We start from the raw sequence: 14,509 nt of genomic DNA, 5'->3' as shown, positions 1-14,509 counted from the left end.
ATCTGTTAAAATTATACAAAAATATTATAAAGAAATATAAATGAATGTATCACCTGATTTTTCTCCATCTATAAAAATAATGAAACCTTACTTTATGCTCTCGGGTTTTTTTTATCTCCTGAGTATGATTTGGCTCTTTTTTATCAACCCACAGAGCGCACTTGATGATTTACATCTTATTGCTTGGGTTCATATATATATGTTAGGCTTTGTGATGATGGCTATTTTCTCAGCTATGGCTCAACTTGGCCCTGTAGTTGTTGAGACGAAACACTACAACGTAAATGTATTTAAATATATATGGATTTTTCTAACACTTGGACTAATTCTGATGGTTGCAGGCTTCTATATAAATATGAAGCTTTTGACATATGGTGGTTTTTTAGTTCTTGTTGCAATGAGTATCTATGCTATAGAGTTCTTTTTGACTCTAAAAAATGCAAGAAGAAAAACAAGCATCACAAACGCTATGAAGATGAGCAGTCTCTTTTTACTTCTTGGCATTATAAGTGGTTTAATCATGGCATTTGGATTTAACGGATATATCGAAATAGATCCTCACTCCATTTTAAAGACTCATACATTTGGACTGGTTGTAGGTTTTGTAATACTACTTATAATGGGAATATCCATTATTCTTGTTCCTATGTTTGGGTCATCAAAGCGTATCAGTGACAACGAGTTCTCTAATAGTTTTTATACTCTTTCTTTTGCAGTTATTACTATGCTTTTATCTCCATTTTTTCTAACTATATATTTAGAGTACCTAGCCTATGCACTAAGTATTTTGGCAATACTTCTTTACTTTTATCAATTGTTTAAAATGACATCTTCAAGAAAAAGAACAGTCCATGACATCTGGGCGAGATCTATGTATGTCGGTTTTACCTCTTTTATTATCTCATTCTTATTTCTTATCTCATATATATTTACAAACGATGCACTTATATTAAAGCTTGCTATGTGGATTATGCTTGTTGGTTTTTTTGGTTTTTTAATTATTGGTAACTTCTATAAAATCATTCCATTCCTAATTTGGTTTCAAATCTACTCACCTTTAATTGAAGAGCAAGAGGTTCCAATGCTTCATGAACTTATCCCCAAAAAGCTAACAGACCTACAATTTATCTTTTCATCCATAGGGCTTGGAATATCAGTGCTTGGCATGTTAATCAACACCTATAGTATATTTTATACTGGCGTTATATTTCTTATTATTGGAGCTACACTATTCTTTATATCTATATATAAAATGTTCGAAAAAAATTTATAAAGCGATTTTAAAGATTAGCTTTGTATAATGCTTCTATATTAATATTTAACAAAGGAAATTGTAATGGGCAAATATATAGAATTAACTGGTGCAGATTTTGAAGCAACTTTAAGCGAAGGCGTATCTCTTGTAGACTTTTGGGCACCTTGGTGTGGTCCATGTCGTATGATTGCTCCAGTAATCGAAGAGTTAGCTGAAGACTATGACGGAAAAGCTAAAATTTGTAAAGTAAATACTGATGAAGAGCAAGATATTGCTGTTAAGTTTGGTATCCGTTCTATCCCTACAATCATGTTCTTCAAAAACGGAGAAATGGTAGACCAAGTTGTTGGAGCACAATCAAAACAAGCTCTAGCTGAAAAAATAGACGCTCTTTTAGCGTAATTTAAGAGTAGTGTAGTGTCTGTAAGAGGCAAAAGCCTCTTTTCTTTATCTACATTATTAGCCTCTTTCTTTGGCGCAGCTATGATAGCTGCTGCCTTTGCTTACTTCAACTACAAGTTTTCAGAATACAAATTTATTGACTTTAGAGAGTGGATTTTTTATGAAAAAAGTGATATATTCACTCCAACTCACGATAAATACATTGTAGTTTTTTACTCATCTAAAGAAAAAAATACTGCTCAGCTTCTATCCAATACAGATATTAATCTTCCAATATTGGCAATTGACTACTATAATGAAGTATTTGAAAATTCGAAAAATACAACTTTTTTAAGAAGTGGAACAAAAAACTCACTAAGCTTTATCCAAAGGTTTAATATCTACGAATCCCCATCTATTTTTTTTATAAAGAAATCAAAAGACTCTCTTTATAAACAAGATAGTATGATACGAAAACTAGATAATTTAAAAGAATTAGCTTCCAAAGTTAAATCTTTATAAGGAATAAAAATTATGATATTAGATTGCGCAATTATTGGTGGTGGTCCTGCTGGTCTTACTGCTGGTTTATATACAACTCGCGGTGGTTTAGAAAACGTTACTATGTTTGAAAAAGGCATGCCTGGTGGTCAAATAACTCAAAGTTCAGAAATAGAAAATTATCCTGGTGTTACTGGTGAAATTACTGGTATGGATCTTATGATGCCATGGCCTGAGCAGTGTCAAAAATTTGGCCTTAAACATGCAATGGTTGAAGTTACAAGAATTAGTAAAGATGGCGATATTTTTAAGATTCATAAAGGTGATGGAACTACGGAAGAAGCACATAGTGTAATTATCGGTACAGGTTCATCTCCACGTCGTGCAGGCTTTGCCGGAGAAGATGAACTATTTGGTAAGGGAGTGAGCACTTGTGCAACTTGTGATGGCTTTTTTTACAAAGGAAAAGAGGTTGCAGTTGTAGGTGGTGGAGACACTGCTTTAGAAGAAGCACTTTATTTAGCAAAAATATGTACTAAAGTTTATCTCATTCACAGAAGAGACTCATTTAGAGCATCTCCTAACACAGTTAAGAGAATAAAAAATGCACAAAACATAGAACTTGTTTTAAACTCAGTTCCTGATGAAGTTTATGGAGACAATATGGGTGTAACTGGCATCCGCGTTAAAAATAATGATGGAGAACTTCGTGATATTGAGGTTCCTGGTGTATTTACATTTGTTGGAAATGACGTAAACAATCAAACTCTAATCCAAGAAGATGGCACTTTTTTATGTGATATGAATAAGCAAGGTGAAGTTATTGTAGATATTAGCATGAAAACTTCTATTCCTGGTCTTTATGCAACAGGAGATATGCGTATAGCTGCTCCAAAGCAAGTTGTTAGTGCAGCCGGAGACGGCGCTGTTGCAGCACTTCAAGCTATTTCATATGTAGATGAACTTCTAAATTAATATTCTATGATAGATTTTTTTAGTTTTGATACACTAATAACACCTTACATAATAGGTATAATATATATAATAGGTGCGGTAATTGCACCTATTGTTATACTTTACTACTTTAAAAAATATAAACTAAAAATAAGTAATATAAAATACAGACTCTATATCTTAATAGTCTCCATTGTTATAGAGATTTTTTGGAGAATTTTTTGTGAATTTTTTATAGTATATTTTAAAATATTTTTAGCACTATCCCCATTACAAGACTAAATCTTTTCTACTAAAGATTAATTTAATCAAAAGCCTATTAAAGATTTGGTATTATTCTTAAAACAACAAACTATTCTTTTGGGTTTTATTCCTTAGGAATTCAAGTGATAATGTAGTTAAAGGAAAGTTGATGGTAAGAGTTGGTGTATTTGGTGCAAATGGTAGAGTTGGACAACTGATTATAGATGATTTAAAAGAGACTCAAGATATTAGTCTCAGTTCAGTATTTGTAAGAAATAAGTTGAATTTTTCTATAGACCCTTCTATTTTAGTAACCACCGATATAAAGACATTTTTAAATGGGTGTGATATAGTTATAGATTTTTCACTTCCAGAGGCTTGTGAAGCTCTTTTAGAAGCCGCAATTAAAACTCCAAGACCTTTAGTAATAGGAACAACTGGACTAAGTGCACATCAACTAAATCTTTTAAAACAAGCCAGCGAGAATATGCCTGTACTTTACGCTACAAACATGTCTTTGGGTGTGGCACTTCTAAACAAACTTGTATATCAAGCATCTGCAGCATTAGATGGTTTTGATATAGAGATAGTCGAGATGCACCATAAACATAAAAAAGATGCACCAAGTGGAACTGCACTTACCTTAGGTGAATCGTGTGCGCACGGTCGTGGGCTTGACTTAAATAAAGTTCGTATAAGCGGTAGAGATGGCAACATCGGGGAGAGAGGCGAAGATGAGATAGCTGTTATGGCTCTTCGTGGTGGGGATATAGTTGGACGTCATACAGTTGGTTTTTACAATGATGGTGAGTTTATAGAGCTAAATCACACTGCAACTTCAAGAAATACATTTTCTAAGGGTGCAATTAGAGCTGCTTCATGGTTAGCAGACAAAGAACCCGGTCTTTATTCTATTAGTGATTGTTTAGAGTTATAAAACAATCAATTAAATACTTACATACTTTCTATTTTCTTTAGACTCACAAGATTGAGTCTAAATACTCCAGCAACATCTATCTTAGCTAATATAATATTTTCTTATTATAATTTACAATATGTAACATGTAATTGCACATATCAAATAATATATGAAGTTTTTTGTATTTTAATATGTTACATATAAACATCACATTATTATAATAGATACTATATTAAAAAAGGTTATATTATGAAGTGTTTTAGATTAGAAAAAATCATTATGATGATGGTTTTTTTAGCAACTACAGTTTTGACAGCTGAAGAAGCTTACAAAACCGATTGGATTCAGCAGTTTGGAACAATCGATACGGATATAACTAAATCTATTAGTAGTGATGTTAATGGAAATATATTTGTAGCTACATCAAGTAGTTATGGAGAATCATCTATAAATAAATACTCAAATGATGGTCTATTATTGTGGAGTAAATTATTTGAAGCACAAGATATTACAAACAGTAACGACTATATTTTTGCGATTGGAAATAATTCACTAGTAAAATATGATACTAATGGTACTGAAATATGGGTAAAAACGGTAGATTCAGCCTCTTTTATTACATCAGACAGTAATGGTGACTTATTCGTAGCAGGTAATTTTAATTCTAATTGCTTTATATCAAAATATTCTAATGATGGTTCACTCCTTTGGTACAAAGAATTTGGTTCACCAGATTACGACCTTGTCTACTCAATTACAACTGATAATGACAACAATATCTTAATAACTGGTGCTACAAGTGGCATAATTTCTGGAGATATTAATTATGGTGGCTGGACTGATGCATATATTCTTAAATACAACGCTAATGGAATATTAACGTGGGCGAAACAGTTTGGTACTTCAGGTCTTGAGTTAGGACTCTCAATAAATGTTGATACCAATAACAATATATTTGTTATTGGACAAATTTATGGAACATTCGATGGAGAAATTCGCATAGGGCAAACAGATGCATTCATAGCAAAATATAGTAACACAGGTATGCTAGAATGGAATAGACAATTTGGTACATCTGATTGGGACTATATAGAAGGTAGTACTATTGATAATAATGGAAATATTTTTGTAACTGGTTATACGGACGGTACATTTGATGGGGAGTTAAATAGTGGTGAAAGTGCATTTGTAACAAAACACTCTAATGATGGTGTACATCTATGGAGTAAACAGTTTGGTGAAGAGGCTGTTGGAATATCTATGACTACAGATATAAGTAATAATATCTTTGTTACAGGTTTTATATGGGGAACTTTTGATGGAGAAGTTAATCTCGGTAATAGTGATGCCTTCCTAATGAAACTTTCATCACCAAACACGGCACCTGTGGCAATAGCTACAACCCCTGAAGATGTAGTTATAGCTGGAACTGTTGTTGAACTTGACGGTACTCAAAGTTATGATCCAGATGCAGATAACATAACTTACAAATGGTCTTGGATAGAAAAGCCATTAAATAGCTCAGCTTCTTTTTCAGATGCTAACTCTTCTAGTCCTATATTTACAACAGACTTGGTAGGTAATTATGTTGCAAGTTTAAAAGTAAACGACGGAAATATGGACAGTAGCAATGCAAATCTATCTATAGAAGCTATTACAGTCCAAACTGCTGCCACAAGAGCTCTTCAAAATGCTATTGTTGAACTTCAAGCAATGGATGATTCTAGTTTTAAAAATGCCAAACAAAAACAAGCATTGATTAAAAAACTTGACAACTCGATTAATATGTTGGCAACTCCGCGATACCAAAAGACAATTCACAAGTTAAGTAAAGACACGCTTAGCAAAGTTGATGGATGTTTTAATACTACTCTAGTAGATAGAAATGACTGGCTAGTAACTTGCAGTGATCAATCCAGAGTTTATCCGCTAATAGCTAAAGCAATTGAATATTTGCAAAATGATATTCAGTAATTAAGCGCTTCTAATAGAGCTGGAGTTTGGTTAGCAGATAAGGAGCCCGGTCTTTATTCGATAAGTGACTGTTTAGAATTATAAAATGATTTTTAAAGACAATATATAATTTTTCTTTTAGTTAAACTATTTTTAGTCTTTGTAATAAAACTGTAATAATTAAAGGATATTATTGTTTATGAAAAATAAGCAAAAATTAGTTTATAAATTAACAATTCTTTTTCTGACTATTATAACTTTTTCTCTTATGAGTTATAAGTTATTTGTTCTTGAATATACATTTGATGATTTAATTCCCACTACTGGTTATGATGTTGAACTAAGTATGCAAATGACAGGGCATGATGATAAAATGTCACTCTCCACATACCTGCCCATTAGTACAACGCATCAACACATTTCAGATGAAAGAAACTCACCAGATATTTTTACAACACAAATAAGTGTTGATGGCTTAAACCGTATCATCTCATGGGAAGCACCCATTGTCTCCGGTGCGCGTGTTGTAAAGTATAACTACTTTGTCCAAGCAGAGCATGTCATCTATAATATTGATAAAAACATATCAATCCCCCCAACTTTCTCAGATTATTTCCAAAATTACTTATATGCAGAAGATGGTGTCCAAGTAAATGACCCGCTGATAAAACAAACCCTTGAAAAACTGTTTTCAAACAAGAAACCAAATACACTTGAAGCATTAAAAACCATTCATAACTATATTCAAAATGAGATAGAAAATCGTAATTTTTCAGGTTTTACAGATGCTCTGACAGCTTTAAAACTAAAAGAAGCTAGCTGTAACGGAAAGAGTAGATTGTTTATAGCATTAACTAGAAACTTAGGTTTACCTTCTCGTCTTGTTGGTGGTCTTATTATGCAGCAAGGGAGTAAAAAAACCTCTCATCAATGGGCTGAAGTTTATGTAAATGGGCATTGGGTTCCTTTTGATACTATCAACAATTACTTTGCTCAAATCCCTTCAAATTACCTACGATTATACTATGGGGACAAAGTGCTTTTTAAACATAGCGCAAATATAAATTTTCAATATCTTTTTCACATAACTAAAAAACTTGTACCAAAGAAAGAGCTAAAAGAAACTATGTATTCTTCACCTCTTAATGCTTTTAACATGTATAAAGTATTTGAGAGCATCGGTGTGTCCCAAAACTTGCTAAAAATCATTTTATTGATACCTCTTGGCGCTTTAGTGGTTGTTATATTTAGAAATGTTATTGGCATAGAGACCTTTGGTACATTCTTACCAGCACTAATTGCAACAGCCGCTAGAGAAACTGGAATATTCTGGGGTCTTGTAGGCTTTATGGTTATTATTTTATTTACTGCGTTAATAAGAAAATTTCTAGACTGGTTACAACTTCTACACTCTCCTAAAATGGCCATCATGCTAACTATTGTAGTTGTTGCAATGCTTATTATGACACTGTTTGCAGTAAAATCATCAATGTTTGAACTTGCTCACATATCTCTTTTCCCAATAGCAATTCTAGCTATTACAGCAGAAAGGTTTGCAATTATTCAAGAAGAACAGGGCTTTTTAAAAGCCTTACGAATCTCTTTCTCTACAGCTATTGTGATTGTTGCTGCATATGCAGTTATGAGTTCTCTATTTATGGAAAGTTTGATTATAGCTTTTCCGGAACTGCTTATATTTTTAATCGTTTTAAATCTTTGGTTAGGTAAATGGGTTGGCATGCGTGTGTCAGAATTCATTCGCTTTAGAAAACTAATTTTTAAGGCAAAAACATGAGCTATTTTAAAAAAGTTTTTAGTTCACTTAGAGAGAATATGCAAAATGCGGACAAGGTTTTAGGCATGAATAGACGCAATCTATCTTATATTTATCCAAGCAATCAAAGAAAATATTTTCAATATACAAATAATAAACTTCTTACAAAAAAGACTTTAAAAGAGTCTGGTATAACTGTTCCAGAAACATTTATGAGTGTAAGTTATTTTTATGAACTTCAGAAACTAGAATCAAACCTGCGTAAATATAGCAGTTTTGTTATCAAACCATCTTCTGGAAGCGGTGGAAATGGAATAGTTGTAATTAGTGAATATAAAAATAAAAAATGGTTTTCAATCAATGGTAAAGAGTACAACTTTGATGATATACAAAAACATATAGCTGACATAATTTTTGGAGTTTACTCTTTTGGTCTGAATGACACTGCAATTGTTGAAGAGAGGATTATTCAAAATGAACAAATCGATATACTAAGCCCTCTTGGTTTAGCAGATATAAGAGTAATAAACTATAAAGGGAGTAATGTAAAAGCTATGCTTCGCATTGCAACAAAAAATTCTAATGGACGAGCCAACCTTCATCAAGGCGGTATAGGTGTTTCAATTAATATGAATAATGGGAAAACAGATTTTGCTCAAATTGACAGAGATGATATAAGCCACCATCCTGATAGCAATATAGAGCTTTTAAATGTACAAATTCCTCACTGGGAAGAAATACTCACACTATGTGAGAAATGTATGACAACCATTCCTATGGAGTATTTGGGGATAGATGTAGCTATTTCTAAAAATGGACCTCTTATTTTAGAAGTCAATGCACGACCAGGAATTGAGATTCAAAATATTTCTCATAATGGCATGATAGAGACTCTAAGTGACATCGATAAGAAGAGTAGTTTATGAGAGAGTTTATACATAAAATTTCACATAGTATTATTCCTGTACTTCTACTCTTTAGCATGCTTTTTATTGTTCTTTTGTTTGTACAGTTTCGGGCAAGTGAAAACTCCGATAAAGCACACCATATCAATATTACATGCCAAACCTCAACAGATGATGATGGTGAAGAAGAAGATGATATCAACTCCATAGTTGAAGTTGATTTTAGTGATGATTCCCGTATTATAGAGGCACAAAAACTCATTGCAAAAGATAAGTTTGACAAGGCAGAGAGTATTTACTTTGATATATTATCAAAAGAGCCTTCTGCTCAGATTCATAACTGGCTTGGAACACTCTATTTAAAACAAAAAAAATATAACAAAGCCATTGTCTCTTTTTCTCATGCTCTCAAGCTTAACCAAAACTATTACAGAGCTAGATATAATCGTGCACTAGCATATGCAGAAGTTCATGAAACAGACAAAGCTATTGCTGATTATAAGCATATATTGCAAAGCTTTAACTCACATGTAAAAAGTAACTTTAACCTTGGACTTCTTTTATATAAAGATAAAAAGTACATTTCCTCTGCAAAAGAGTTTGAAAAAACAGCCCTGTTAAGCAGTGGGAGAGTAAAGGTAAAGGCTCTTTATCTTCTTGGAAAAAGTTACTCTAAAACTTCACCTGTTCAAATAGATAAGGCGATTGATGCTTTTAATCAAACTATTAGACTAATGCCAAATCATATTAATTCGCGATTGGCTTTAATAAACTTAAAGTACCAGAAAAACAGTCGCGGTTACAAAAAACAACTAGCTGCTCTTAATCTTCTGCTTCTCACAAATATAAATAATACAGCTGTTTATAGAGAAATATCAAAAGTATACCTTGCTCTTGGGGAAAAAACTTTAGCACTAAAGAGTTTAGAAGAAGCTCTGCTGCAAGAACCTAATAATATTGATCTTCAGTTTGAAGTGACAGACCTTTTAATAGATGTCAAAAAAAATCAAGAAGCTATTTCAAATTTAAATAATATTTTAACCCTTCAACCATCAAATAAAAAAGCCCACTTTTTACTAGGTCGTCTCTATTATCAAGAAAAGAAATATGACTCTTCTCTTTTACAATACAACAAAGTTTATAAGATTCAAGAGCGAGAATCCCCTGAACTTCTATATAACCTAGGACTTTTATACTCAAAGATGAAAATGTTTACAGATGCCAAAAATGCATACACAAAGGCTATTAGCTTACACAACAACTATCCTGAAGCATACTATAATTTAGGGCTTTTATATTTTAAAGAAGAAAAGCTAGATAAAGCCGAAGAGTACTTTATGCAAGCGATTAACTTTCGCCATGATTACCAGCAGGCTTTATACAATCTTGCACTTGTATACACTAAACAAAACAGTAATCAAAAAGCGATTGATATTTACGAGAGTCTTCTAAAGCTTTCACCAAACAAAGTGAGAGTAAAGCTAAATCTAGCTGTGCGTTACACTAAACTAAAGGAGTATTTAAAGGCACAAAAAATTTATATAGATATCCTAGAAAAGGACAATAGTTATTTTATTGCTTGGTTGAATCTTGGCTTAGTCTATTATCAACAAAAGAACTATCAACAATCTAGAGAAGCTTTTAGAAAAGCAGTTGAATTAGAGCCAGACAATGATAAAGCCAATCGTGCATTGGCTAAAAGTTATAGTGCATTAAAGATGCATGATGATGCGATAATGATACTTCGTAAACTGCTTGAGAATGACCCTTCTGATATTAAAACACGATTAGCATACGCCAGATCTTATTATCGCTTTAGGGATATGAAGAGAGCTTTAGATGAGTACAATAAGGTTTTGAGGCTTGACCCAAGTAATATAGTTGCCAAAAATATGGTTGAAACAATTAAAAGGAAAAAAAGGAAAAAAAATGCCCCCAAATAAACTGAAAAGAGGTCTATTAGTACCCTTAATACTAACTACATTAGCATTTGCTGCACAAAATGACACACTCACAACAACTACGAAAACAAAAACAGATAAACACATCTTTGATGCCTATATAAAAGTTGGTCTAGGTTACGACAGTAATCCATACTATACCCCAGATAAATCATATAATGATTATACAGCCAGTGGTGGTGGTGCACTAGTTAATCCAGATGTTAAGTCAGGTGTCTTTATTCCCATCTCTTTAAAAGCGGATTACGAGTATAGACTAAAACAAAATATTCGTCTTCTTGGAGATTTTAAGCTTAAAGCTAGAAAATTTACAGATTCATCACTCTCAAACGCTGATGAGACTAAAACACAAGCAAGAGCAGGTGTTCGTTTTAGATTGAACAAATATAAAAAAGAAATCGACAAAATAGAGTTTAAAGTTTTTGCTGCTGACATAGACAAAACTTATGTTGATCATGATGATGGAAGCGCAAAAAGAACAGTTGGTGGAGATCAGTCAAATCGTTATAAATACAAAAAGATAGGTGCTGAACTAGAGTATACTTATGATTTTAAGAAATTAGATCTGTTTTTTCGTGCAATGTATGAAGATAGAGACTATGGGACGCCTGCTACCTGGTCATCACTAGACCATACTTATATGAAATTGAAAGCACAAGCTGGATATCAATTAAGTAAAGCTTTGCATCTGCAAGGTTATTATCAATACTCTGTCCGTGATTATAAAGAGCGTAAGTCATATGAAATTGTTGGAACTAATATAAACTTGGTTAATCCAGGGGTTAACCTTACATACAATGATATTAAACTCTCTGCAGATTATAAAGTTTCAAAAAAATATAAAATAAAATTTGATTATCTTCTTTCACAACGAAAAGATGACAACAAAGGATATAGTGATTATTTATACAGCAGTATTACACTCTCTAATAAGTACAAGTTTTCAAAGAAGTTAAGAGCATCTTTGAAATTAAAGTATCATAAATATAATTATGAAAATGCCTATGCATATGACACAAGCACAACACAAAGTAAAAAAGAATCAGATGGTTATAAAATCAGCATTAATGCTAATTATAAACTTTCAAAAAATTGGGCGACTAGCCTTAATTTAGATTATCGTGATATGTCTGCAACAGACAAACGATATGAATATAAACAGACAGTTGCAATGATAAATATGAAATACATTTTCTGATTGTATAACTACAAATAGCTCCTTGTTTTTAAGTGAAGAAACAATACTTTATTAAATAGTTGGTTTTATAATTGTAAAATCAACTATATTTTACTTTAGTTTTGTATAATTGCATAATTATTATATGAGCTTTGCTCAAGGAGAAAAGTGTGTTAGAAGATGTTAATGAAAAATGTGCTGTTGTAGGTATTTATGGTCATAAAGAAGCTTCTAAACTAGCTTACTTTTCACTTCATGCACTCCAACATCGTGGGCAAGAAGCAGCTGGAATCAGCTCTTCAGATGGGGAAAAACTTCACACTATAAAAAAACGTGGTTTAGTTATGCGTGTTTTTGATGAAGCTAAACTAAAAACTCTAAGTGGTTCAAGTGCCATAGGTCATACTCGCTACTCAACTGCCGGTGATGACTCAATCCTAGATGCTCAACCCGTATTTGCTAGATATGATTTAGGTGAAATGGCTATAGTTCACAATGGAAATCTAACTAATGCCGATGAAGTTCGTAACAACCTTATTGAAAAAGGTGCAATTTTTCAAACATATATGGACACAGAAAATCTTATTCACCTTATAGCAAAAAGTGAGAAAAAAAAGTTACTTGCTAGAATTATAGATGCTGTTCAAAGAATAGAAGGTGCTTTTTCACTTGTATTTCTAAGTAGAACAAAAATGTTTGCGATGCGTGATCGTTTTGGTTTTCGTCCTCTTAGTTTAGGTCGTCTTCCAAACGGTGGTTATATTGTTGCATCAGAGACTTGTGCTTTTGACCTAGTTAGTGCTGAGTTCATAAGAGATGTTGAACCTGGTGAACTTTTAATATTTGAAAAAGGCAAAGAGCCTAAAAGTATTAAAGTTTTTGAACCAACTCCAAAACACTGTATCTTTGAGTATGTTTATTTTGCTCGTCCTGACTCTAAAGTATTTGGACAGTCAGTATACCAAACAAGAAAAAATATGGGTAAAGAGTTAGCACATATTCAACCTGTAGAAGCTGATGTAGTTATACCAGTTCCAGATGGTGGCGTTCCATCTGCCATAGGTTATTCACAAGAGAGTGGTATCCCTTACGAGATGGGAATAATGAGAAATCACTACATTGGTCGTACATTTATTGAGCCTACTCAAGAGATGCGTGATCTTAAAGTTAAAATGAAACTCTCTCCAATGACAGAAATCATTAAAGGCAAAAGAGTTATTGTAATTGATGACTCTATTGTTCGAGGAACAACTTCAAGAAGAATAATTAGAATGTTAAAAGAAGCAGGAGCAAGTGAAGTTCATATGAGAGTATCCTCTCCTCCAACAACTGACCCTTGTTTTTACGGAGTTGATACACCTGACAAGTCAAACCTAATCGCTGCAAACATGACAACTGATGAAATATGCAAATATATAGAAGCTGACTCTTTAGCATACCTTGATGAAGCTTCACTTCTTAGAAGTGTAAACACAGAAGAAGACAATTATTGTACTGCTTGTTTTACAGGAAATTATATAGTTTAATGAAACAGATATATACTTTTGGCAACTACTTAAAATCTAAGTTTGCATGCAAAGTTTACAAAGTTGGTATTAATATATCTGGCTTTACTTGTCCAAACATAGATGGAACAGTTGCAAAAGGCGGCTGTACATTTTGTGAAAATGACTCTTTTAGTGCAAGCACAGGCGAAACTCAAGAATTAAAAGGTTTTCACCTTAACCTAGACTCCACATCAAATCCAAATCTTCAAAAACAACTCGACCAGCTAGAGATGCAGTTTAATGCCATTAGCAAAAGACAGCGTGAAGAATATGGAGCTGAGAAGTTTTTAGTCTATTTCCAATCTTTTACAAATACCTATGCTCCATTTGAGACTCTAAAGGCTCTCTATGACAAAGCTTTATCATTTGATGATGTTGTAGGCCTAAGTATCGGTACACGCTCTGATAGCATAACAGAGGAGACTCTAGAGTATCTCGCACGACTAAATAAAGATAAAGAGATATGGATAGAATTTGGAATCCAATCAGTTTATGATGAAACACTAGATAAGATAAATCGCGGACACTCTAGTGATAATGTAAAAGAGTGGATTTTAAAGTCAAAAGAAAAAGGTCTTAACGTTTGCGGACATCTAATATTTGGTCTACCTGATGAGACACAGGAAATGATGTTAGAGACTTCTAAACAAGCATATTCATGGGGTATAGATTCCGTAAAATATCACCCACTTTATGTAGTAAAAAAGACGGCTTTAGCAAATGACTTTATAAAAGGGAATTTTACTCCTATTAGCGAAGAAGAGTATCTTGATGTTTTAGTAAAATCCATCATAATGAAACCAGATAATGTATCAGTTCAAAGAGTTACAGCAGGTATCAACGATGATTCACTTCTGAGTCCAACTTGGTGTAGAGATAAGAATATACAGATTAAAAATATAAACAAAGCATTAAAACCAATTGGCTTGAAATACTAAA

At 32.8% G+C, this 14,509-nt stretch carries 13 protein-coding genes; all 13 read left to right on the top strand.

Annotated elements, in window-relative coordinates; all coding sequences use genetic code 11:
* Positions 1-40 precede the first annotated feature (40 nt).
* Positions 41-1,273 carry a hypothetical protein gene (locus ACLHDE_RS01765; RefSeq protein WP_415397444.1) on the top strand — a complete coding sequence of 411 codons (1,233 nt, stop codon included), beginning with the start codon at positions 41-43 and terminating at the stop codon, positions 1,271-1,273.
* Positions 1,274-1,336: 63 nt separating this feature from the next.
* Positions 1,337-1,657, top strand: a complete 321-nt coding sequence (gene trxA / locus ACLHDE_RS01760) for a thioredoxin (protein WP_008336027.1) — start codon at positions 1,337-1,339, stop codon at positions 1,655-1,657.
* 15 nt (positions 1,658-1,672) lie between these two features.
* Positions 1,673-2,158 carry a hypothetical protein gene (locus tag ACLHDE_RS01755; RefSeq protein WP_415397443.1) on the top strand — a complete coding sequence of 162 codons (486 nt, stop codon included), beginning with the start codon at positions 1,673-1,675 and terminating at the stop codon, positions 2,156-2,158.
* 15 nt (positions 2,159-2,173) lie between these two features.
* Positions 2,174-3,112, top strand: a complete 939-nt coding sequence (gene trxB, locus ACLHDE_RS01750; protein ID WP_415398556.1) for a thioredoxin-disulfide reductase — start codon at positions 2,174-2,176, stop codon at positions 3,110-3,112.
* Between the two features lie 6 nt (positions 3,113-3,118).
* Positions 3,119-3,373, top strand: coding sequence for a DUF4282 domain-containing protein (locus ACLHDE_RS01745; RefSeq protein WP_415397442.1), 255 nt, complete (start codon positions 3,119-3,121; stop codon positions 3,371-3,373).
* A 130-nt stretch (positions 3,374-3,503) separates the two neighbouring features.
* Positions 3,504-4,271 carry a 4-hydroxy-tetrahydrodipicolinate reductase gene (gene dapB / locus ACLHDE_RS01740; RefSeq protein WP_415397441.1) on the top strand — a complete coding sequence of 256 codons (768 nt, stop codon included), beginning with the start codon at positions 3,504-3,506 and terminating at the stop codon, positions 4,269-4,271.
* Positions 4,272-4,502: 231 nt separating this feature from the next.
* Positions 4,503-6,227, top strand: a complete 1,725-nt coding sequence (locus ACLHDE_RS01735; protein WP_415397440.1) for an SBBP repeat-containing protein — start codon at positions 4,503-4,505, stop codon at positions 6,225-6,227.
* Positions 6,228-6,405: 178 nt separating this feature from the next.
* Positions 6,406-8,001 carry a 7TM domain-containing protein gene (locus ACLHDE_RS01730; protein ID WP_415397439.1) on the top strand — a complete coding sequence of 532 codons (1,596 nt, stop codon included), beginning with the start codon at positions 6,406-6,408 and terminating at the stop codon, positions 7,999-8,001.
* Positions 7,998-8,906, top strand: coding sequence for a sugar-transfer associated ATP-grasp domain-containing protein (locus ACLHDE_RS01725; RefSeq protein ID WP_415397438.1), 909 nt, complete (start codon positions 7,998-8,000; stop codon positions 8,904-8,906). Before ACLHDE_RS01730 ends, ACLHDE_RS01725 begins: the two co-directional genes overlap by 4 nt.
* Positions 8,903-10,828, top strand: coding sequence for a tetratricopeptide repeat protein (locus ACLHDE_RS01720; RefSeq protein ID WP_415397437.1), 1,926 nt, complete (start codon positions 8,903-8,905; stop codon positions 10,826-10,828). Before ACLHDE_RS01725 ends, ACLHDE_RS01720 begins: the two co-directional genes overlap by 4 nt.
* Entirely contained in the window at positions 10,815-12,044 is a 1,230-nt protein-coding gene (locus ACLHDE_RS01715; RefSeq protein ID WP_415397436.1) for a hypothetical protein, read from the top strand. The genes ACLHDE_RS01720 and ACLHDE_RS01715 overlap by 14 nt, the downstream gene beginning before the upstream one ends.
* Positions 12,045-12,193: 149 nt before the next feature.
* Positions 12,194-13,549: an amidophosphoribosyltransferase gene (purF, locus tag ACLHDE_RS01710; RefSeq protein ID WP_415397435.1), complete on the top strand. Its 1,356-nt coding sequence runs from the start codon at positions 12,194-12,196 to the stop codon at positions 13,547-13,549.
* Positions 13,549-14,508, top strand: a complete 960-nt coding sequence (locus ACLHDE_RS01705; protein WP_415397434.1) for a TIGR01212 family radical SAM protein — start codon at positions 13,549-13,551, stop codon at positions 14,506-14,508. The genes purF and ACLHDE_RS01705 overlap by 1 nt, the downstream gene beginning before the upstream one ends.
* The last annotated feature ends 1 nt before the right edge of the window (position 14,509 follow it).

Source organism: Sulfurimonas iocasae, from assembly GCF_047716755.1.
Lineage (GTDB): Bacteria > Campylobacterota > Campylobacteria > Campylobacterales > Sulfurimonadaceae > Sulfurimonas.
This window is presented reverse-complemented; position numbering and strand designations above follow the sequence as displayed.

Bases quoted from the DNA above. Each gene is read 5' to 3' on its own strand.
- ACLHDE_RS01765 (WP_415397444.1), top strand. From the start codon at position 41: ATGAATGTATCACCTGATTTTTCTCCATCTATAAAAATAATGAAACCT.
- trxA (WP_008336027.1), top strand. From the start codon at position 1,337: ATGGGCAAATATATAGAATTAACTGGTGCAGATTTTGAAGCAACTTTA.
- ACLHDE_RS01745 (WP_415397442.1), top strand. From the start codon at position 3,119: ATGATAGATTTTTTTAGTTTTGATACACTAATAACACCTTACATAATA.
- dapB (WP_415397441.1), top strand. From the start codon at position 3,504: ATGGTAAGAGTTGGTGTATTTGGTGCAAATGGTAGAGTTGGACAACTG.
- ACLHDE_RS01735 (WP_415397440.1), top strand. From the start codon at position 4,503: ATGAAGTGTTTTAGATTAGAAAAAATCATTATGATGATGGTTTTTTTA.
- ACLHDE_RS01730 (WP_415397439.1), top strand. From the start codon at position 6,406: ATGAAAAATAAGCAAAAATTAGTTTATAAATTAACAATTCTTTTTCTG.
- ACLHDE_RS01725 (WP_415397438.1), top strand. From the start codon at position 7,998: ATGAGCTATTTTAAAAAAGTTTTTAGTTCACTTAGAGAGAATATGCAA.
- ACLHDE_RS01720 (WP_415397437.1), top strand. From the start codon at position 8,903: ATGAGAGAGTTTATACATAAAATTTCACATAGTATTATTCCTGTACTT.
- ACLHDE_RS01715 (WP_415397436.1), top strand. From the start codon at position 10,815: ATGCCCCCAAATAAACTGAAAAGAGGTCTATTAGTACCCTTAATACTA.
- ACLHDE_RS01705 (WP_415397434.1), top strand. From the start codon at position 13,549: ATGAAACAGATATATACTTTTGGCAACTACTTAAAATCTAAGTTTGCA.